General features: G+C 39.8%; 19 protein-coding genes. 10 read left to right on the top strand and 9 right to left on the bottom strand.

Features of this window, described 5'->3' with window-relative positions; all coding sequences use genetic code 11:
• Together H5161_RS01165 and H5161_RS01160 are read left to right on the top strand one after the other, a co-directional pair.
• Window positions 1–1041 carry a type IV pilus twitching motility protein PilT gene (locus tag H5161_RS01165; protein WP_024596218.1) on the top strand — a complete coding sequence of 347 codons (1041 nt, stop codon included), beginning with the start codon at window positions 1–3 and terminating at the stop codon, window positions 1039–1041.
• Window positions 1042–1050: 9 nt separating this feature from the next.
• Window positions 1051–2187, top strand: a complete 1137-nt coding sequence (locus tag H5161_RS01160) for a PilT/PilU family type 4a pilus ATPase (protein ID WP_002961946.1) — start codon at window positions 1051–1053, stop codon at window positions 2185–2187.
• 74 nt (window positions 2188–2261) lie between these two features.
• On the opposite strand, the gene ruvX is transcribed toward H5161_RS01160, so the two are convergent.
• The 6 genes from ruvX to H5161_RS01130 all read right to left on the bottom strand — a co-directional run bounded on the left by ruvX (window position 2262) and on the right by H5161_RS01130 (window position 6689).
• Window positions 2262–2711 (bottom strand): Holliday junction resolvase RuvX, encoded by a 450-nt coding sequence (ruvX, locus tag H5161_RS01155; protein WP_002961947.1) that lies wholly within the window; start codon window positions 2709–2711, stop codon window positions 2262–2264.
• Window positions 2712–2748: 37 nt separating this feature from the next.
• Window positions 2749–3306 (bottom strand): YqgE/AlgH family protein, encoded by a 558-nt coding sequence (locus H5161_RS01150; RefSeq protein WP_002961948.1) that lies wholly within the window; start codon window positions 3304–3306, stop codon window positions 2749–2751.
• A 115-nt stretch (window positions 3307–3421) separates the two neighbouring features.
• Complete coding sequence (gshB, locus tag H5161_RS01145; RefSeq protein ID WP_154903711.1) at window positions 3422–4372, bottom strand: glutathione synthase; 951 nt, start codon at window positions 4370–4372, stop codon at window positions 3422–3424.
• A 54-nt stretch (window positions 4373–4426) separates the two neighbouring features.
• Complete coding sequence (rsmE, locus tag H5161_RS01140; protein ID WP_002961950.1) at window positions 4427–5161, bottom strand: 16S rRNA (uracil(1498)-N(3))-methyltransferase; 735 nt, start codon at window positions 5159–5161, stop codon at window positions 4427–4429.
• 68 nt (window positions 5162–5229) lie between these two features.
• Window positions 5230–5730, bottom strand: a complete 501-nt coding sequence (locus tag H5161_RS01135) for a hypothetical protein (RefSeq protein WP_082007357.1) — start codon at window positions 5728–5730, stop codon at window positions 5230–5232.
• Window positions 5731–5795: 65 nt separating this feature from the next.
• Complete coding sequence (locus H5161_RS01130; RefSeq protein WP_002961952.1) at window positions 5796–6689, bottom strand: hypothetical protein; 894 nt, start codon at window positions 6687–6689, stop codon at window positions 5796–5798.
• A 77-nt stretch (window positions 6690–6766) separates the two neighbouring features.
• Between H5161_RS01130 and glnE the strand changes: the two genes are divergently transcribed.
• On the top strand, window positions 6767–9562 hold the full coding sequence (gene glnE / locus H5161_RS01125; RefSeq protein ID WP_182768528.1) for a bifunctional [glutamate--ammonia ligase]-adenylyl-L-tyrosine phosphorylase/[glutamate--ammonia-ligase] adenylyltransferase: 2796 nt from the start codon (window positions 6767–6769) through the stop codon (window positions 9560–9562).
• 50 nt (window positions 9563–9612) lie between these two features.
• Here the strand turns inward: glnE and H5161_RS01120 are convergent, their stop codons facing one another.
• The 3 genes from H5161_RS01120 to tolC form a co-directional block, all read right to left on the bottom strand.
• Window positions 9613–10185: a toxin co-regulated pilus biosynthesis Q family protein gene (locus tag H5161_RS01120; protein WP_165723828.1), complete on the bottom strand. Its 573-nt coding sequence runs from the start codon at window positions 10183–10185 to the stop codon at window positions 9613–9615.
• A 41-nt stretch (window positions 10186–10226) separates the two neighbouring features.
• Window positions 10227–11156 (bottom strand): LpxL/LpxP family Kdo(2)-lipid IV(A) lauroyl/palmitoleoyl acyltransferase, encoded by a 930-nt coding sequence (gene lpxL, locus H5161_RS01115; protein WP_149603220.1) that lies wholly within the window; start codon window positions 11154–11156, stop codon window positions 10227–10229.
• A 111-nt stretch (window positions 11157–11267) separates the two neighbouring features.
• The gene (tolC, locus tag H5161_RS01110) at window positions 11268–12623 is read right to left on the bottom strand and encodes an outer membrane channel protein TolC (RefSeq protein ID WP_002961956.1); all 1356 of its coding nucleotides are present in this window, start codon (window positions 12621–12623) and stop codon (window positions 11268–11270) included.
• 151 nt (window positions 12624–12774) lie between these two features.
• On the opposite strand from tolC, the gene H5161_RS01105 reads away from it, so the two are divergent.
• The 7 genes from H5161_RS01105 (at window position 12775) to parC (ending at window position 20629) form a co-directional block, all read left to right on the top strand.
• On the top strand, window positions 12775–13401 hold the full coding sequence (locus H5161_RS01105; protein ID WP_002961957.1) for an NUDIX domain-containing protein: 627 nt from the start codon (window positions 12775–12777) through the stop codon (window positions 13399–13401).
• 26 nt (window positions 13402–13427) lie between these two features.
• Window positions 13428–13886 carry a DUF1249 domain-containing protein gene (locus H5161_RS01100; protein WP_002961958.1) on the top strand — a complete coding sequence of 153 codons (459 nt, stop codon included), beginning with the start codon at window positions 13428–13430 and terminating at the stop codon, window positions 13884–13886.
• Entirely contained in the window at window positions 13873–14658 is a 786-nt protein-coding gene (locus tag H5161_RS01095) for a metallophosphoesterase (protein WP_182768527.1), read from the top strand. The genes H5161_RS01100 and H5161_RS01095 overlap by 14 nt, the downstream gene beginning before the upstream one ends.
• Window positions 14643–15203 (top strand): YqiA/YcfP family alpha/beta fold hydrolase, encoded by a 561-nt coding sequence (locus tag H5161_RS01090; RefSeq protein WP_002961960.1) that lies wholly within the window; start codon window positions 14643–14645, stop codon window positions 15201–15203. The genes H5161_RS01095 and H5161_RS01090 overlap by 16 nt, the downstream gene beginning before the upstream one ends.
• Before the next feature lie 107 nt (window positions 15204–15310).
• Window positions 15311–17200, top strand: a complete 1890-nt coding sequence (gene parE, locus H5161_RS01085; RefSeq protein ID WP_182768526.1) for a DNA topoisomerase IV subunit B — start codon at window positions 15311–15313, stop codon at window positions 17198–17200.
• A 29-nt stretch (window positions 17201–17229) separates the two neighbouring features.
• A complete protein-coding gene (locus tag H5161_RS01080) occupies window positions 17230–18324 on the top strand; it encodes a sorbosone dehydrogenase family protein (protein WP_024605067.1) in 1095 nt (364 codons plus the stop codon).
• 10 nt (window positions 18325–18334) lie between these two features.
• Window positions 18335–20629: a DNA topoisomerase IV subunit A gene (gene parC, locus H5161_RS01075; protein WP_002961963.1), complete on the top strand. Its 2295-nt coding sequence runs from the start codon at window positions 18335–18337 to the stop codon at window positions 20627–20629.
• The last annotated feature ends 49 nt before the right edge of the window (window positions 20630–20678 follow it).

Genomic DNA, 20678 nt, shown 5'->3' with positions numbered 1-20678 from the left:
ATGGATATTACCGAATTATTAGCGTTTAGTGTGCAACACAAAGCATCCGATTTACATTTATCGTCGGGTGTTTCACCTATGATACGCGTAGACGGTGATGTTCGCCGCATTAATATACCAGCCCTTGCAGACAAAGACGTAAACAGTCTGGTTTACGATATTATGAACGATAATCAACGCAAGGACTACGAACAAAACCTCGAAGTGGATTTTTCGTTTGAAGTGCCTAATTTAGCACGTTTTCGTGTGAATGCGTTTAACTCTAATCGCGGGCCTGCTGCGGTATTTCGTACCATACCAAGTGAAGTGTTAACGCTTGATGATTTAGGTGCGCCAGATATTTTTAAAACAATCTCTGATACCCCACGTGGACTCGTGTTAGTAACAGGGCCAACGGGTTCAGGTAAATCAACAACACTTGCCGCTATGGTCGATTATATAAATCAAAATAAACATCACCATATTCTAACAATAGAAGATCCAATCGAGTTTGTTCACGATAATAAATTAAGTTTAATTAACCAACGTGAAGTTCACCGCGATACACATAGCTTTTCAAACGCGCTACGTAGTGCATTGCGTGAAGACCCTGATGTAATACTTGTGGGTGAGTTACGTGATTTAGAAACAATTCGTCTTGCAATGACCGCTGCTGAAACGGGTCACTTAGTGTTTGGCACGCTACATACAACATCTGCACCAAAAACTATTGACCGTATTATTGATGTATTCCCAGGTGAAGAAAAAGCTATGGTACGCTCAATGTTATCTGAATCTTTACGTGCGGTAATTTCACAAACACTGCTTAAAAAAATTGGTGGTGGGCGAGTTGCAGCACACGAAATTATGATTGCAGTCCCTGCGATTCGTAACTTAATTCGTGAAGATAAAATTGCACAAATGTATTCGTCTATTCAAACCGGTGCGTCTGTGGGCATGCAAACAATGGATCAGTGTTTAACTAATTTAGTTAATCACGGTATTGTTACAAATACGGCAGCGAAAGAAAAAGCGCAAGACAAAACACAATTTGGTGGGTAAGAAATTATTATGGCTTTATCTTTAAACGACTTTTTACTCATAATGATTGAGAAAAAGGGTTCTGACCTATTTGTATCGAGTCAGTTACCTGTAAGTGCAAAAATAAACGGCGAGCTAATAGCTCTTAGTGACGATAGACTGACTGATGAGCAATCGCTTGAGTTAGTAGAATCTGCAATGAGCGAGAAGCAAAAAGCAGAGTTTCATACAACGAAAGAGTGTAACTTTGCGATTGCTACCGACGAAGGGCGTTTTCGTATTTCTGCTTTTTGGCAGCGCGATAGAGCAGGTATGGTTATTCGCCGTATTGTGACGCAAATTCCTGATGTGAGTGATTTAGGTCTGCCGTCTACGCTGACAGATGTAATTATGTCTAAACGCGGTCTAGTCTTATTTGTAGGTGGTACAGGTACGGGTAAATCGACCTCACTAGCTGCACTTATTGGTTATCGAAACCGTAATCAACGAGGTCATATACTGACCATTGAAGATCCGATTGAGTTTGTTCATGAGCATCGTAAAAGTATTATTACTCAGCGCGAAGTAGGGCTTGATACAGAAAGCTTTGAGTCGGCACTTAAAAGCTCATTACGCCAAGCTCCAGATGTTATTTTGATTGGTGAAATTCGATCGCAAGAAACCATGGAATACGCCCTAAGCTTTGCTGAAACCGGGCACCTGTGTGTTGCAACACTACATGCTAATAATGCGAACCAAGCGATTGACCGTATTATGCATTTAGTACCAAAAGAAAAACACGATAAGCTTAAGTATGACTTAGCACTTAACTTACGTGCCATTGTTGCTCAGCAACTAGTGCCGACTGCCGATGGTGAAAGCCGTGTTGCAGCTATTGAAATATTGCTTAACTCACCAATGGTCGCTGAACTGATTAAAAATGGTGATATTGGCGGAATTAAAGAGGCAATGGCTAAGTCGAAAGAGATGGGCATGCAAACCTTTGACCAAGCGTTATTTGAGTTGTACAGACAGCAGCGAATTAACTACGCTGATGCACTGCACCATGCTGACTCACCAAATGATTTACGCTTAATGATAAAACTGCGCAATAACGAACAACAAGGTGCGGGCTTTTTACAGGGCGTTACTATTGATGGCCTTGATGATAAAAATAGCGATCAATAATTTAAAAGTAATTAATAAAAAAGCGCCAATTGGCGCTTTTTTTATTTGTATAAAGGGTTGTTTATATAGCCAGTTTATTCACCGTAACTAGATTCAAAAAAACTTTCTAAAATAATAACCGCAGACATATTATCTACGTTACCTTTACCTAAGTTTTTATAGCCGCCACTTTCAAAAAGTCGCGCTTTAGCATCCGCTGTCGTTAAGCGCTCATCCTGTGTTTGCACAGGAATGCCATAATGATTATGCAATCTGTTGGCAAACTTTTTTGCTTTAAAGGTAACCTCTTGTGATGTTCCATCCATATTTAGTGGTAAACCAACAACCATTAAGTCAGGCTGCCACTCGGCTACTTGTACGGCGATATGGTCCCAGTTAGGAATGCCATCTTGTGCTTTTACAGCCTTAAGGCTAGACGCACTGCCGGTTAACTCTTGCCCAATAGCAATACCAATACTTTTGGTGCCAAAGTCAAAGCCCATTACAGTGCGTTCGCCTTGCGGCTTAAGCGATTTTTTTGTCATGTGTATCTTGTTTAAGTTTGCTAAGGGTTAGTTACTATTATGCGTGACCAGCTTCAGGGCTGAGTTGGCTAATATCAAAGCCCAACATTGAAACTGCTTTTTCCCATCGTTTTTCAACGGGGGTATCAAAAATGATCTTCGGATCGGCTTCTATGATCAACCAGCTGTTATCAAGTAACTCTTGTTCGAGTTGTCCTTGCTCCCACCCTGAATAACCAAGTGTAATAATAAACTGCTCTGGTGCTTGTGCAGTGGTTAAGTTTGCTAGAACGTCTTTTGAGGTAGTGATCATAATATCGCTACTGAGTTTTTGACTTGCTGAATAACCCGATTGGGGAGAGTGCAGTACAAAACCACGGTCAGTTTTAACGGGCCCACCTGCAAACACACTTACTTTTGCTGCGTTTTGCGTTTTGTCGTTATCAATTTCTATTTTATCTAAAAGTTCGCCAACAGTAACATCAATAGGTTGGTTTATTACCAAGCCCATAGCCCCATCTTCATTGTGCTCACAAATATAGGTAACAGCACGTTTAAAAAAAGGGTCTTGCATTGACGGCATCGCGATTAAAAAATGATTTTCTAATGACTGCATAGATTTCACCCTTTTTAGTTAATGAACTTTGAGTATGGCATAGTTATTTAAATTGACATAAAAAGCCCATTAATTGCATGAAAGGCTTAAACTAATGGGCTTTTTATTGTGGTAATTACTTACCTAATTTACGCTCAATCGCATCAAATAAAATACCTGTGATAGAAATATCATAAGCAGCTTCAATTTCGCGTACGCACGTTGGTGCAGTTACGTTAATTTCAGTTAATTTATCGCCAATAATATCTAAACCTACAAATATTAAGCCTTTTTCTTTGAGCGTTGGTGCAACAGCTTGCGCTATTTTTAAATCTGATTCACTAAGTGGACGGGCTTCACCTCGACCGCCTGCAGCCAAATTACCGCGTGTTTCACCATTTTGTGGTATACGCGCTAAACAATATGGAATAACTTCGCCATCAACTACTAGTACGCGCTTATCGCCTTGTTTGATCTCTGGAATGTAATTTTGCACCATTGCGAAGCGGCTGCCGTGCTCGGTTAACGTTTCACAAATTACACCAATGTTGGCATCGTCTTCTCTGATGCGAAAAATCGATGCGCCACCCATGCCATCAAGCGGCTTTAAAATAATGTCTTTATGCTGTGCTAAAAATTCACGAATTTGTTTTTGGCTACGTGTAACAAGTGTGTCTGGCGTATGCTCGCTAAACCATGCTGTAAACAGCTTTTCATTAGCATCGCGAAGGCTTTGTGGCTTGTTAATTATTAACGTACCTTCTTGTTCAGCACGTTCTAAAATATACGTCGCGTAAATGTATTCAGTATCAAAAGGAGGGTCTTTACGCATTAAAATTACGTCAAGATCGGCAAGGGCTATAGTGGCTTTTTCTTCAAGCTCATACCATTTTTCTGCATTATTAAACACTTGCGCTTTAGACGCTGTAGCGTACGACTTGCCTTTACGAAGAGATAAATCGTCCATCTCCATATAATAAATTTCGTAGCCACGTTCTTGCGCTTGCATCATCATTGCAAAACCGGTGTCTTTTTTGATGTTAAATCCACTAATAGGATCTGAAATAATACCTAACTTAATTGCCATGCGCTGTGCCTTACTATAAATGTTACTGTTTATATGAGGGTGCTTTTAGTTATTTCAATTAGCTAAATCGCCAAATTGAAGTTGTAATGCACTTAAGACCGTTAAAGCGGCTGTTTCCGTTCGTAAAACGCGCGGGCCTAAGCGAATATCTACAAACTCTAGTTGTTTGGTTAGTGCCATTTCATCGTCGGTAAAGCCACCTTCTGGGCCTACTAAAAAGCGTACGCCATCTTTAGGTACCGTAATGGTTTTAATGCTGTGCTCAGCACGAGGGTGAAGAGTGAGCTTAATTGCATCGGTTTGTTGTGCAAGCCATTGTTTTAAATCTATAGGTGGGTGAATAATTGGCACAAAATTACGCCCTGACTGCTCAGCCGCAGCAATTGCAATTTTTTGCCATTGTTGGTGTTTTTTCTCAAGACGATCGCCCATTAGTTTCACACCACAGCGCTGACTAAAAATAGGGGTGATTTCGGTAATACCTAGTTCAACTGACTTTTGAATTGTAAAATCCATCTTATCACCACGAGATACACATTGACCTAAATGAATTTTAAGTGGAGATTCTACATCGTGAGGGTTAAGTTCTAATGGCATTACGACGACTGTTTTTTTTGTTACCTCAATTATTTCACTAAGGTATTCGCCACCTTCGCCATTAAAAATAGATACATGCTCGCCTACTTTCATGCGCAGCACTCTGCCAATATGCCCTGCAGCATCGTCATCTAAAGTTACAGGGGTGTTTAGGGCAATACTCGATGTTTGATAAATATGAGGAACTCGCATAGGGCGTCACTTACTACATAGCGTAAAATATATATTGCTATGGTAAGTAAGCTGGGGGCTGTGCGCAATTATTTATTTTTATTAAGTTGTTCGGCGAGATCTATTAAATCTTGTGGGGTGTGTGCTATATCGTGATGATTTTGCGAAGGTTCCGTTAACGTCTCGTCGGTAACCCGGCTGAGTGTATAGCCTGTATCATCAAGATTTATTAAAAAGCGTTCTTCATGTAAGGAGTTATAAATAAAGCGCTGCTTATCACTTGCGAGTAAATAATCGGTGCTATTGAAAAGGACTCCGTGTAAATCGTGATGATCTTTTAAATAATTAATTAACTCAGAAACGCTTATTTCGTTTTCAAGATCGCAATAACTGTAGTCTTTAATAAGCTCGTCAAACATCATTTTTACTAATTGGCGGGTATTACTGCCTGCAGCAATAAGTGTACTCGCTTTTGTTATGCCATTACTATTTACATAGTATTCGGCAAATGCGCGGCTAAATTCGTTGTCTATGTCAATTAACAAATAGTTCGTTATTTCAGGCGGCATAGAGCTAGGACCTTGTTGCATCTAAGTAATTACCATTATTACTTAAATGCAGACGTTTTAATTGCTGTATTTTCAGTAAAAAAGGTCTAAAGAGAAAACATACTAATAAGTAAATAACCTATAGCACAAAAAACAGCAAATTCTATGCATGCTACCCCAATATTATCTTGATGGTCTATTTCAAGAGCCGTATCAATATTTGGTAAAGAGATAACTTTTATCACATACGTTAAGCCGTAAAGTAGTATCCACATTACACCGCAATGCATTACAAGTGTAAATATGTTTTCAACCATTTTACCGTTTTGAAATGCTGCGCTAGATAAACCAGCATATACAGCCAACGCTAAGCCAATTGATTTTCCAGCATATCTTATACCAATAGATGTATTTTCTAGGTTAAAGTTACTTTGTAGTGACGCACCTTGGTTTGCTTTTGCAAAACGGTGTTCTCGTATTTTGCTATCAAGTGCAAACATCCCCTGAAGTGTAAAAAAGCTAACGCAAGCAATAAGTAAGTTGCTAAACCCTTGCGTGTGCGTCCACGTGTACAAGCCCAGTGCAATAATACAGTTAGCGATTAACATTCCTGAGTCTACCAATGCAGCACATACATTTTGTTTTAGTATGGCAGCTTCTTCATTAAATCTGTGGAGTATCCATTTTCTGTGAATTAAATGGCCCACTTTTATAAAAGTGAATAAGAGAACAATAATAATTAATACTTTTAACGGGTTTGACTGTGCAGTGCTTACGCTTATTTCGTCAAATAAAAAGGCTATAGTGGCTATAACAACCGATATTTCAGATGCAAAACTAATACCCATGGCAAAGTTGTCGTGTTGCGCTAACTCATCTTTAAGCGCTTGTTTTGCTTTGATTTGAGTGACAACTCGTAAACAAAAAATAGTTATGCAAATAACCGCAAAACTAATGGCAATCGCAATAAAACTAGTGTTAGATAAAGACAAATATGACATGGTGATCCTAATTAAGTTAACCTTTCTAGGTTTTAATCATTCTAGTACGGTTATTGATGATATAAAAGAGAGGATTGATGAGTAACGTAAAGCAACTTCCTATTCAATTACAAAAACTTGGCTTGATGCGCTTTGAACAGTTATACCCGCAGCAAAGTAAACAAAGTGAAGTTGTAAGGTTATTAGCATTAAGCGACTTTGCTTGGCGCAGTTTAGAGTCACAACCTGATTTAAATACCTGGCTATTATGCAAAGACGAAATACAAAATAGAGTAATAGATTCTCCTTTTAAAAACCTCAATTTAGCTGACCTTGATGAAGCACAGTGTCATAAAGTACTTCGTCAATATCGTGAAAAGTACTGGCTTAAAGTCGCCTTTTTAGATTTATGCTGTAATAACCCCATTGCCGATAGTATTAATTACATAAGCCAACTGGCTGACATGTTAATTAATAGCGCCAACCAATGGGCGCATGCACAGGTGGCAAAAGTAAATGGTGAGCCGCTTGATGAGCAAAACCAAGCAATGCCGCTAATGGTATTGGGGATGGGGAAGCTTGGCGGACAGGAGCTAAATTATTCCTCTGATATTGATCTTATTTTTGCGTATCCACGCAGCACAAAAACCCAAGGTGGCCGCAGAAGCCTTGAGGCCCAAGTATTTTATACCAAAGTTGCACAAAAACTGATTGCAGCACTTAACCAAACCACCGGTGATGGGCAAGTATTTAGAGTTGATATGCGCCTTCGCCCGTTTGGCGAAAGCGGCCCTTTGGTTATGAGCTTTAATGCCATTGAAGATTACTACCAAGAACAAGGGCGCGACTGGGAACGCTACGCCATGTTAAAAGGGCGCTTAATTGGCACTCCTAATAAGTATTGGGATGAATTTATTAAGCTTTTAAAGCCGTTTGTTTACCGCCGGTATATTGATTTTTCGGTGATTGAATCCTTGCGTAAAATGAAGTTAATGATTGCACAAGAGGTTCGCCGTAAACGCTTAACTAATAATATAAAACTAGGCGCTGGTGGTATTCGTGAAGTTGAATTTATAGTGCAAGCCCTGCAAATGGTAAGAGGTGGGCGAGAGGCTAATTTACAAACCCAATCTTTACTCAAAGCATTAAATGAGTTGGCACTTAACCAAGTTATAGATGAGCAAGAAGCAAGCGAGCTGAGGCGCAATTACCTTTATTTACGTAAAGTTGAGCAGTACCTTCAAATATTTGACGATCAGCAAACGCAAACACTCCCCGATGATGAATTGAATCTGCAGCGCTTAAATTTATTATTAGAACAAGCTGATTTTTCTGCCACTTTAAACACTATAGAAAAGGTGATGAAACAAGTTAACGGTGAGTTTGCACTTGTGATTGGCGAGGAAACCGTGCCACTTGATACCTGTGAAGGCGCATTTATTAGTGCTTGGGATCATGGTGATGTGAGCTTTTTAAAAGAGGCCAGAGATGAATGGCAAGCACCCCTTAACGATTTTAAATTAAGGCTGTCTAAGGTAAATATAGGTAACCGAGGGCGTGACACTCTTGATAAGTTAATGCCTGTTTTACTAAATCAATTAAATGACTTTAATGCCAGTGCAGCAGCTTTCACAATGGTTTGCCAAATTTTTAATAAGATAATTTCGCGTACTGCCTATTTAGAATTGCTTTACGAAAACCAAGGAGCATTAAAGCAACTTGTTTTACTGTGTTGTCATAGCAAATGGATAGGGGAGCATATTTCTCGCTACCCCATATTACTTGATGAACTAATAGACCCCGCAGTTCTTTATAAGCCAACCCCGCTCACAGCGTATAAAGATGAAATAAGACAGTATTTTTTACGAATAGAGCATGACGATTTAGAACTGCAAATGGAGTCGCTTAGGCAATTTAAGCAAACGCATCAACTACGAATTGCTGCCGCCGATGCAACCGGTGTTCTTGACGTCATGAAAGTAAGCGATCATTTAACCGTACTGGCAGAGGCGATTGTTGACCAAGCTGTTAATATTGCATGGCATAACACTGTTAAGCGCTTTGGTATGCCCCCTGGCACAGATGATGAAAATAAAGGTTTTGCTGTTATTGCATATGGTAAAACAGGTGGCTTAGAAGTCGGGTACGACTCAGATCTAGATTTGGTGTTTGTGCATAATCATGATGGCTCAAGCTTAACTAATGGTGAAAAACCGATAGATTCTCGCCAGTTTTATTTAAAGCTCGCTCAGCGCCTAATGCATTTATTTAATACCCGTACTGCATCGGGCATTTTATACGAGCTTGATACACGATTACGTCCTGAAGGAGCCTCTGGTTTATTGGCTATCAATTTAGAGAGCTTTAATCACTATCAGCAAACTCAAGCATGGACGTGGGAGCATCAAGCACTTGTTCGGGCTCGATTAATTTTAGGTCAAAACGATCTGATAGATCGTTTTTCACAAATTCGTAAAAATATACTTTGCCAGCAACGCGATGATACCGTGCTAAAAGCTGATGTAATAAAAATGCGCGAAAAAATGCGCGACCATCTAGCGAAGGGAAATGCTGAGAAATTTGATTTAAAACAAGATGTTGGTGGCATGGCTGATATTGAGTTTATTACGCAATATTTAGTACTTAAACACGCAAACGAGTTTGAACAGCTTACAGTTTACTCAGATAACGTAAGGATATTAACGGATGCGGCAAATATAGGTTGTATTACTAAAGAGCAAAAGCAGCAGTTGATAAAAGCGTATATTGATTATCGCTCGTGTTATCACGTGTTGAGCTTGGAGCAAAAAGGCAAATTGATCCCGCGAGAAACGTTTTTACAAGATATTACTAACGTAACTAATATTTGGAATAGTATTTTTGAATTGAATTGAATTGAATTGAAAACCCAAGCGCTTGCTTGGGTCTATGTACGTGTAAACCCTTAAACCTTTAGTTTTAAACAGTTTGTACGTACAAATTCTGATGGTAACTCGGTAATAACCGCTGCTCTTTGTTTATGGCAAAAGTAAGTATAAACCTCATGCTCAAAATCATCATTTATAGCGCGTCCAATTTGGTACAGTGCTGAAGTAAAGTTACTGTCTACTCTAAAATGATCTTTAACTACGTAATCTTTACTTAAGTACCAGTAAAGCTCAATCCCCTCGTTTTTAGCATATTGATTAAGTACATCTTTAAGAGTTGTGCCATTTTCAAAGCGCCTAGGTTCAACCTCTCCAGTCCAATTTGTAGGCATTGGATCTACTGTTCGCGCACGTTCAGCCAATACTCTATCCAAGGTTTGTTCTGGTGTTTTAAGTTTTAAAACAAATTGATCTCGTTCTTTATTACTTTTTACTTGGTTACGAATGGAGGAGTAAAAGCGTGATAATCCTTCGGCGGCTGCATTTTTAGATTTTTTAATATCAAATACAGAACCATCACCCACTAAAAAGTATACGGCGAGTGCTATTAGCACGGCTGCAAATGATATATGTCTAATCCAAAACCACATGATTATTACCCACCTTATTTGTTCCTATTATTGTTATACCATTACTTTTTGTAAAAAGAAGGCGTATTTTTATCCGGTCGAGTTTTAAAGCGACGGTGAAGCCACATGTATTGCTCTGGTGCTGCATTAACAGATTGTTCCATGCGTTGATTTACACGTGTTACATCAGCCTTATCATCACCACTGGGGAAGTTTTCAAGCTCAGGTACTACCTCTAAATGATACTTACCATTTTCGTCACGACGCGAGATTAAGCTCATAGTTTCGCAGTTTTTACTGCCAGCAAACATAAGAGTACCTGTTGTCGTTGCTGTGTCAGGGACTGCGTAAAATGGCACAAACTCACAGCGGTTACGGCCGTAATCTTGGTCAGGTAAGTAATAGCATACCTTTTTGTTTTTTAATGATTTTAGTAAACCTTTTACATCTTTTCGGCCAATTAGGTATTCGTTAGAACGAAGGCGGCCATTAGTTGTAAAGTATTCCATTAGAGCGTTGTTGTGAGGGCGGTAAAAGCCTAAACCTTGGCATTTTAATCCCATTACACGACTCGCCATTTCAAGATGCAGAATATGAGGGACAAGCAATAAAACACCTTTACCAGATGCCTGTACGCGCTCAAAATGCTCCAAACCTTTGATTGAGCCATATACACTTTTTACTCGCCACTGCGGCCACCACCAAGCCATGCCGGTTTCAACCATTGCAATGCCGGTGTTTTCCATATTTTTGAGTACAAGTTCTTTTTGATCTGCTTCGCTCATATCAGGAAAGCACAGCTTAATATTTACTTCTGCAATATGGCGACGGCGCTTCATAAATTTATGGACTAAGCGGCCAAGTTGCTTACCCATTGCCAGCTGTAGCTTTTGTGGTAGCCAAGAAATTAAATATAAAAATAAAACGCCAACCCACGTTAGCCAGTATCGAGGGCCTAAAAAAGATGCTTTAAAAGGAGATGAGGTGACCACAAAAATCTCTCTGAGAATAAAAACGATAGTTTAACGCTAAGCGCTATAAAATACAAAAAGCCAGCTACATGCTGGCTTTGAATAAATCTATATTATATTTAGCTGCAAAAGTTAAGCTGATTTTAAACCTTGGTTTATAGCAACTAAATCTTCACTTGTTAGTGTACCCGCAGCTTGTTTTAAGCGAAGGGTAGATAACACATAACGGTAACGCACATCAGCAAGGTTACGTTTTGCATCGTATAAATTTTGCGTACTCACTAGTACGTCAACAATGGTACGAGTACCTACTTCAAAACCGGCTTCAGTTGCTTTAAGGGCACTTTGAGCTGAAACAACCGCTTGCTCTAGCGCTTTGTAAGTCGCAATATCTGAAACAACTTGATTATAAGATGTAATTACTGTGCGAGTGACTGCGCGGTAATTCGTTTCATAATCTTGGCTCGCTGATACGTAAAACGCACGCGCTTGGTTTGTTGCAGCAACCGTTGCGCCACCTGAATATAAAGGTACGCTAAAGTTAAGCCCAACAGAACTTGAGTCTGAACGCGGTTGGTCATCAAAATTAGCGCCATTTATTTGAGTGTCTGTAAGAGAGTCACCATAACTTGCACTTAGAGTTAGTTTTGGATAATGACCTGCTTTTGCTAATTCAATTTGATCTTTTGCAATATCAACCGTTACCTTAGAGACTTGTAAGTTGATATTTTTATCTTCAGCTACTTTAACAAAGTCGCTTGAGCGCTTCGTTGGCTTAGTTGTTGAGAAAGTATCTGTATTTAAAAAGTCTAATTTTTCGTGATATTTACCAGTTATCTCACGAAGTTGCTCGCGTGCAGTTTCTACAGCATTACTGGCAATAATTTCTTGGGCTACTGAGTTATCAAACTGAGCTTGTGCTTCGTGTACGTCTGTTATAGCTGTTAAACCTACTGCATAACGTTGTTTTGTTTGCTCAAGTTGACGTGCAATGGCACGTTTTTCAGCTTCGACAAATTCAAGGTTATCACTGGCACTTAATACGTTAAAATAACCTTCAGCAACGCGTACAATTAAATTTTGTTTAGCTGCATCATATAGGCCGCTTGCTTGTAGAGCTTGCTTATCGGCAATGTCTAAAGTGTTCCAAGCACCTAAATCAAATAATGTTTGGCTTAAACTTACACCACGAGAGAATTGGTCTGTGTCACTTTCAACTTTAACTTGGTTAGATAAGTCGCCAACGCTTTGGTACGACGTTGCATCGCTTTTCGTATAACCCATAGTTAAACCAATTTGAGGTAATAGTGCACTCATCGCCAAATCGCTTTGGTAAGACTGCGCATCGGCTTGGGCTTTTGCTTTTAAAACAGTAGGATCGTTAGCTGTTGCTATTTCAAAAACTTGTAGTAAATCTTCAGCTTTCACTGCTGTTGCACCTAGTGCGCATGATAAACTAACTAGCGCCGCAAGAATGTTCTTTTTCATGTGGGGTTCGGTCCTTAGACAATTTTTGTACTAAAAGCATGTTAACCTGTTTTACTGCATAACAAAAAAAATAATTAGTAAAACAGTATGTTCAAGTGTAACAGAATATATTAACGCATTTTAAAGCTTTAGATAAGTAGGAGGTAGGCACGTGGTTGATAAAAAGCTCGTTCAATTTACACATAAAGATGTAAATTTAAAGCCAATAAAAAACCTTTATAAAGGTTTTTTTCAGGTTGATTTATACCAGTTTGAACATGCTCTTTTTGCGGGTGGAAAATCAGAGCTAATTAGCCGAGAAATATTAGAACGTGGCGATGCAATTGCAGTACTCCCTTATGACCCAATATCAGATACTGTTCTTTTAATTGAGCAAATACGTATTGGCGCTATTAAAAGTAAGCATTCGCCGTGGCTACTAGAATGTATAGCCGGAATGACTGACGGCAGTACGGATTACGAATCAGTTGTAAAAAAAGAAGCGTATGAAGAAGCAGGGCTTGAATTAACTGAACTTGAATTTATGCTTTCATACCTATCAAGCCCTGGCGGTACAACTGAGCGCTTACATTTATATTTAGCGCGTGCTGATTTAAGCCAAGTGAAATCAGGTGTATATGGTCTTGAAACTGAAGGCGAGGATATAAAAACTCATATTTTATCGGTTGATGATGCGCTAATGCGCCTCAATAACGGTGAAATGGATAATGCGGCAACGGTTATTTGTATGCAGTGGCTTGCGCTAAATCGCGAAAAAATGGCAAGCAAATGGGCATAAACTCTTACTAATATTATGGCGGAACTTTGACAGCACAATTAGCAACAAATCGATATATTCAAAGCCTCCCAAAGTATTTAACACTTTGTGAGCATAACTATGTGCGACTATTAAAGTTGTTACCGAGCGAGCGCAATATAGGAAGCATTCGTGAAGTAAAACTTGGCAACAGTGAATTTGCTACAAAAATTGATGGCAGCGCAAAATACACTATGGATATTTCAATTAAGCAGCTAACAGGAATGGTTAAAGGGATAGCGCCGCTGTATTTAACGGCTCGCTTGTATCATGATGCGAAAGTAGCTGAAATTATTCATCACGATTACCATCAACGCATAAAACCATCGTACGGATACCCCAACCCTAAAATGCATCAAAAAGATGAAAAGTATCAACTTAATGCTTTTTTATACGACTGGTTAGTGGCCTGTGTAGAGCACGGGCAAGCAACATTAAATTGGGATGTAAATAATGGCTTGGTTTGATGATACATATACATTTGATAAATCATCTTTGTGCATTGCGCATATTACCGACAGCCATTTATTTGCAGATAAAAATGGTGAATATTTTAATGTAAATACTGCAGCTCATTTTGAACAAGCTTTGGCACGCATCGCTGAGCAGCCAGTAGATTGCGTAATTTTTGGTGGTGATTTAACACAAGACCATAGTTTCGAATCGTACTTATTATTTAGTGAACTTATAAATGCCAGTGACATCACTTGCCCTGTATTTTGGGTACCAGGTAATCATGATGAACTAGTAATGCTTAATCGCATAAGTGGCGGAAAAATAAATTCGGCTAAACATATTATTGCTAACGGGGTTGAGCTGCTTCTTATTAATTCTAAAGGGCCCACGCCCGCAGGATGGGTTACTGGCGCGCATTTAGATGAAATAACTGATACTTTAGTCAACTCGAATAATAGTAAAGTTATCTTTTGCCATCATAATCCGCTGCCAATAAATGGCTATCTTGATAAGCACTTATTAGAAAATGGTCCACAGCTTTTAAATATTTTAGTTAATAGTAATAATGTATCTGCGCTTTTTCATGGTCATGTACACAACGATTATGAACAAAATTTTAGAGGCTTGCCTATATATGCAAGTCCTGCCAGTTCAGTCCAGTTTGTAAAATACACTCCAAAGTGGGAGCAAAAAAATGCAGGGCCTGCTTACAGAATGCTAAATATAAAGAGTAAAAAAGATAAAGTTGAAGTAAAAACGGAAGTGGTATGGCTAAGCGCGTAATTTATATTCATGGCTTTAATAGTTCACAAAAATCATATAAAGCTGTGCGCTTTGGTGAGCTTATGGCAAACTATGACGTTGATTATTGTGTACCGAACTTAAACCACGAGCCCCTACAAGCTATAATTGAGCTTGAACAATTACTAACGCCAGATACCGTTTTATTAGGTAGCTCGTTAGGTGGTTTTTTTGCCACGTATTTATCGCAGCGTTATCAAATTCCTGCAGTGGTCATTAATCCCGCGGTCGCACCTTATAATTTATTACAGTCGTTACTTGGGCCTAATTATAATCCGTATCAAGATTATCATTACGATTTAAATAACAGTCATATTGAGGCGCTGAAATTACTCGCTGTAGATAAATTAGCACATCCTGAGTTACTGTATTTATTACAGCAAACAGGCGATGAAGTGTTGAACTTTCAACACGCAGTAAAATATTATTCGCAATGCAAGCAATTGATAGAGTTTGGTGGCGATCATAGCTACGTTGAATTTGAACGCACCTTTGCAAGTATTGTAGATTTTCTTAAAATCACGTAAAACTAGTTAGCCTGAACTGAGGTTAGTTACTATATTAACGCTTTAGCGCATATAACAATAAAACTAGTAAACGTATTAGAGCCTTAGCGGATATAAAGACAAAAACTATGAGTGATCAAAATTATAACGCCGAAGCCATTGAAGTACTTAATGGATTAGATCCGGTAAAACGACGCCCAGGGATGTACACCGATACCGTACGCCCAAACCATTTAGGCCAAGAGGTTATCGATAACAGTGTCGATGAAGCTATGGCGGGCCACGCTACTCGTATCGACGTAATTCTCCACGAAGATAACTCGCTCGAAGTGAGCGATGACGGACGTGGTATGCCTATTGATATTCACCCTGAGGAAGGTATCCCTGGGGTTGAACTAATTTTCACTAAGTTACACGCCGGTGGTAAGTTTTCTAATAAAAACTATCAATTTTCGGGTGGTTTACACGGTGTAGGTATTTCTGTAGTAAATGCGTTATCTACACGTGTAGAAGTAACCGTAAGGCGCGACGCTCAACAATACAGAATGGCATTTGAAAATGGCGATAAAGTAGAAGATTTGAGCGTAATTGGTACTGTTGGTAAGCGCAATACAGGTACCACCGTTCGTTTTTGGGCTGATGTTAGCTACTTTGATTCACCAAACTACTCAATTACCAAACTTAATCATTTATTAAAAGCCAAAGCGGTCTTATGCCCAGGACTGCGTATTAAGTTTATTAATAAGCAAACGAAAGAAACCAAAGAATGGTTTTACGAAACTGGCTTAAAAGACTACCTAATTGAAGCCGTTAAAGGGTTTGAAACATTACCGCAAGACCCATTTGTTGGTGAATTTAAAAGCTCAATTGAAGGCGCTGATTGGGCTGTTGTATGGCTACCTGAAGGTGGCGAATCAATAGCGGAAAGCTACGTAAATTTAATTCCTACCGCGCAAGGTGGTACACATGTAAATGGTCTGCGCCAAGGCTTACTTGAAGCAATGCGAGAGTTTTGTGAGTTTAGAAATTTACTACCTCGTGGCGTAAAGCTAACACCGGATGATATTTGGGAACGCTGTAGTTACGTATTGTCGGTTAAAATGCAAGATCCACAATTTGCAGGGCAAACTAAAGAAAAACTTTCATCACGTTCATGTGCCGCATTTGTATCGGGTGTTGTAAAAGATTCGTTTAGTTTATGGCTAAATGAACATACCGATACCGCAGAATTATTAGCTGAGTTATGTATTTCAAACGCGCAAAGCCGTTTGCGTGCAGCTAAAAAAGTTGTACGTAAACGAGTTACTGCAGGGCCTGCATTACCAGGTAAATTGACCGATTGTAGTGCTGCCGATAATGACCGAACCGAGCTGTTTTTAGTGGAAGGTGATTCTGCTGGTGGTTCTGCTAAACAAGCGCGAGACCGTGAATTTCAGGCAATTATGCCGCTACGTGGTAAAATTTTAAATACTTGGGAAGTAGAGTCGGGGCAAATACTAGCATCACAAGAAGTACATGATATTTCAGTGGCACTGGGTATTGACCCAGAATCAACAGATATGTCGGGACTGCGCTACAATAAAATTTGTATATTGGCCGATGCTGACTCGGATGGATTACACATTGCAACATTGTTATGTGCACTGTTTGTTCGTCATTTTCCAGAGTTAGTAAAAACAGGGCATGTGTATGTTGCAATGCCGCCATTATTTAGAATAGATATTGGCAAAGAAGTTTATTACGCCCTAGATGAAGAAGAGAAAACCGCTATTTTGGCGCGCATAGAAGCCGAGAAAAAACGCGGAAAAGTAAACGTACAACGATTCAAAGGTCTGGGTGAAATGAATCCGTTACAGCTTCGTGAAACCACTATGGATCCTAATACACGACGCTTAGTGCAGCTTACGCTTGATGAAGAAGTAGAAACCATGGAAATGATGGATATGCTACTTGCTAAAAAACGATCGCCTGATCGTCGTCAATGGTTAGAAGATCATGGTAACAAGGCGCTCGTTTAATTGCTTGTGCCTAACACTAGGAGAGACGAATGAAAAAATTACTAGGAAGTTTGCTGTTACTTGGGCTGACTAGCGCTCCTGCAATGGCTAAAAATATACTTGATAAGCTCACCGTAGCACCTGGGTTTGAAATTAGTTTATTTGCAAATGATGTAGAAAATGCACGTCAAATAGCCGTTTCAAAAAAAGGTATTGTGTATGTTGGCTCTCGTAAAGCGGGCAACGTATATGCACTTATTGATCATAATAGCGATGGTGTAGCAGATAAAAAAATTGTTGTGGCTAAAGGCCTTAATATGCCCTCTGGCATAGCAATTAAAGATGGCGATTTATATGTAGGCGAAGTACATCGTATTATTCGCTTTAAAAACATTGATACCCAATTAAAAGACCCAAAGTTTGATGTGGTCTATAACAAGCTACCGAGCGAGCGTCATCATGGTTGGAAATTTCTGCGTTTTGCACCAACGGGTGAGCTAATCATTCCGGTGGGTGTACCGTGTAATATTTGTGCTGAAGATGAACGTTTTGGCCGTATTTTTGCGCTTAATGTAGAAACAAAACAAATAAAAACAATAGCCAAAGGCGTGAGAAATACAGTGGGTTTTGATTTTCATCCAGCTACTCAAGCTCTATGGTTTAGTGATAACGGTCGCGACATGATGGGCGATGATATTCCACCTGATGAGCTAAATCGTGCCACACAAGAAGGGGAGCATTTTGGTTTTCCGTATGTTCATGCCGGTGCAATTATTGACCCTGAGTTTGGTGAAGGTAAAAACATTGCCGATTATACGTCACCAGCACTTGCACTTCCTGCGCATGTAGCGCCATTAGGTATTCATTTTTATAACGGTAAGCAATTTCCAGCAAGCTATAAGCAACAATTATTTGTTGCTGAACATGGCTCATGGAACCGTTCTAAAAAGTCAGGTTATAAAGTAGGGCTAGCAACAATCGAAGTAGGTCGCGTAACTAAATATACGCCATTTATTACTGGCTTTATGAAAGACGAAACAACATTTGGACGCCCTGTTGCATTTGCAGAATTAGGTGACGGCAGTCTGTTAGTAAGCGATGATTACGCCAATGTAATCTACCGTGTAAGCTATAAGAAAAACTAGGTAAGCTTTAATGAGTGATACAGATACCTTGCTAATGCAAGGAATTGAGCAACAAACAATGGGGCGTTTTACCGAAGACGCCTATTTAAATTATTCCATGTACGTAATCATGGATCGTGCCCTACCGCATGTAGGTGATGGTTTAAAACCAGTACAGCGTCGTATTATTTATGCAATGAGCGAACTGGGCTTGTCAGCTAACGCTAAGTACAAAAAATCAGCCCGTACAGTGGGTGACGTACTTGGTAAGTACCATCCACACGGCGACAGTGCCTGTTACGAAGCTATGGTATTAATGGCGCAGCCGTTTTCTTATCGCTATCCTTTGGTAGATGGACAAGGAAACTGGGGTGCGGCAGATGACCCTAAATCGTTTGCAGCAATGCGTTATACCGAAGCGCGTTTATCTAAGTTTTCTGAAGTTCTGCTTAAAGAGCTTGGCCAAGGCACTGTTGATTGGACGCCAAACTTTGATGGCACCATGGATGAACCTGTAGTATTGCCTTCTCGTTTACCGCATATTTTACTCAATGGTATAACGGGTATCGCCGTAGGTATGGCAACAGATATTCCGCCACATAACGTACGTGAAGTGGCTAGCGCATGTTGTTTATTACTTGATAAACCAAAAACAGAGCTTGAAGAATTACTTGAGCTTGTACATGCACCAGATTACCCAACAGATGCTGAAATAATTACCCCAAAAGCCGATATTCATAAAATATATAAAACCGGTCGTGGGTCTATCAAAATGCGTGCGGTTTACACCGAAGAGCATGGCGATATTGTTATTACAGCGCTGCCGCATCAATGTTCAGGTGGTAAAGTACTTGAGCAAATTGCAGCGCAAATGAACGCTAAAAAATTACCTATGATTGCTGATTTACGTGACGAGTCAGATCACGAAAATCCAACGCGTATTGTAATTATTCCGCGCTCAAACCGCATTAAAGCTGAGCCATTAATGGCGCACTTATTTGCAACCACCGATCTTGAAAAAAATTACCGCGTAAACTTAAACATGCTAGGCCTAGATGGTCGCCCGCAAGTTAAAGACTTGCGCTGTATTTTAAGTGAGTGGCTAACATTTAGACGCGAAACAGTGCGTCGTCGTTTGCAGTATCGTTTAGATAAAGTATTAGCACGTTTGCATATTTTAGAAGGTTTATTAGCAGCCTTTTTAAATATCGATGAAGTGATTGAAATCATCCGCAGCGAAGACAAACCAAAGCCTGTATTAATGGAGCGCTTTGATTTAACTGATACGCAAGCAGAAGCTATTTTAGAATTAAAACTTCGTCATTTAGCAAAACTTGAAGAGTTTAAAATTCGCGGTGAGCAAGATGAACTAGCCAAAGAGCGTGATAAATTAGCGCAAATTTTGGGCTCAGAACGTCGTATGTCGACACTGCTTAAAAAAGAAATTCAAGAAGCCGCTGAAATGTACGGTGACGATCGTCGCTCGCCAGTGATTGAGCGCTCAGAAGCGAAAGCACTTAACGAAAAAGATTTAATTCCATCAGAGTCAGTCACTGTTGTGCTATCAGACAAAGGCTGGGCACGCGTTGGTAAAGGCCATGATTTAGATGTACAAGGCTTAAATTACCGTTCAGGTGATGGCTTTAGAGCCTCTGCTCGTGGTAAGAGTAATCAACCTGCGGTATTTTTAGATTCAGCAGGGCGGGCGTTTGCAACTGATGCGCACAGTCTACCTTCGGCGCGTAGCCAAGGGGAGCCAATGACAGGTCGTTTTAACTTAACACCAGGTGCTAATTTTGAGCACGTGGTAATGAGTGAAGACGAGCAAGTATTGCTTATGGCGTCAGATGCAGGTTACGGCTTTATTACCGACTTTAAAGACTTAGTGAGTAAAAATAAAAATGGTAAAGCGCTGGTAAGTGTCCCTAAGGGTGGAATATTACTTTCTCCTATTAGGGTGAACGATGTTGCTAGTGATTACTGTATGGCTATTTCTAACGAAGGTCGCATGCTTTTATTCCCGCTACGTGACTTACCAAAACTTAGCAAAGGTAAAGGGAATAAGATTATTTCTATTCCTGGAGCTAAAGTACAAGCCCGTGAAGAGTTTGTAAAAGTGCTTGCTGTTGTGCCACAAGGAAGCAGTGTTACGCTTCATGCTGGTAAGCGTAAACTAACGCTTAAACCATCTGATTTAGAGCATTATCATGGTGAGCGAGGGCGTAGGGGTAATAAACTACCGCGCGGCTTACAGCGTGTTGACGAAGCCGTTGTTGAGCTAACCCCACAAGATGATGAACCAATAGAAGCCATTAACGAAGAGTAACCAATTACTTTTTTGTATAAATAAAAACGGTCTGCATTTGCAGGCCGTT

The sequence above is a fragment of the Pseudoalteromonas sp. SG43-5 genome, from assembly GCF_014164345.1.
In the GTDB taxonomy this organism is placed as follows: Bacteria; Pseudomonadota; Gammaproteobacteria; order Enterobacterales; family Alteromonadaceae; genus Pseudoalteromonas; species Pseudoalteromonas distincta.
This window is presented reverse-complemented; position numbering and strand designations above follow the sequence as displayed.

Coding starts and splice junctions, on each gene's coding strand:
- H5161_RS01165 (WP_024596218.1), top strand. CDS start 1: ATGGATATTACCGAATTATTAGCGTTTAGTGTGCAACACAAAGCATCC.
- H5161_RS01080 (WP_024605067.1), top strand. CDS start 17,230: ATGAAAAAATTACTAGGAAGTTTGCTGTTACTTGGGCTGACTAGCGCT.
- glnE (WP_182768528.1), top strand. CDS start 6,767: ATGAGTAACGTAAAGCAACTTCCTATTCAATTACAAAAACTTGGCTTG.
- H5161_RS01130 (WP_002961952.1), bottom strand. CDS start 6,689: ATGTCATATTTGTCTTTATCTAACACTAGTTTTATTGCGATTGCCATT.
- gshB (WP_154903711.1), bottom strand. CDS start 4,372: ATGGCAATTAAGTTAGGTATTATTTCAGATCCTATTAGTGGATTTAAC.
- H5161_RS01090 (WP_002961960.1), top strand. CDS start 14,643: ATGGCTAAGCGCGTAATTTATATTCATGGCTTTAATAGTTCACAAAAA.
- parC (WP_002961963.1), top strand. CDS start 18,335: ATGAGTGATACAGATACCTTGCTAATGCAAGGAATTGAGCAACAAACA.
- rsmE (WP_002961950.1), bottom strand. CDS start 5,161: ATGCGAGTTCCTCATATTTATCAAACATCGAGTATTGCCCTAAACACC.
- H5161_RS01150 (WP_002961948.1), bottom strand. CDS start 3,306: ATGCAGTCATTAGAAAATCATTTTTTAATCGCGATGCCGTCAATGCAA.
- H5161_RS01120 (WP_165723828.1), bottom strand. CDS start 10,185: ATGTGGTTTTGGATTAGACATATATCATTTGCAGCCGTGCTAATAGCA.
- ruvX (WP_002961947.1), bottom strand. CDS start 2,711: ATGACAAAAAAATCGCTTAAGCCGCAAGGCGAACGCACTGTAATGGGC.
- H5161_RS01095 (WP_182768527.1), top strand. CDS start 13,873: ATGGCTTGGTTTGATGATACATATACATTTGATAAATCATCTTTGTGC.
- H5161_RS01135 (WP_082007357.1), bottom strand. CDS start 5,730: ATGCAACAAGGTCCTAGCTCTATGCCGCCTGAAATAACGAACTATTTG.
- tolC (WP_002961956.1), bottom strand. CDS start 12,623: ATGAAAAAGAACATTCTTGCGGCGCTAGTTAGTTTATCATGCGCACTA.
- parE (WP_182768526.1), top strand. CDS start 15,311: ATGAGTGATCAAAATTATAACGCCGAAGCCATTGAAGTACTTAATGGA.
- H5161_RS01160 (WP_002961946.1), top strand. CDS start 1,051: ATGGCTTTATCTTTAAACGACTTTTTACTCATAATGATTGAGAAAAAG.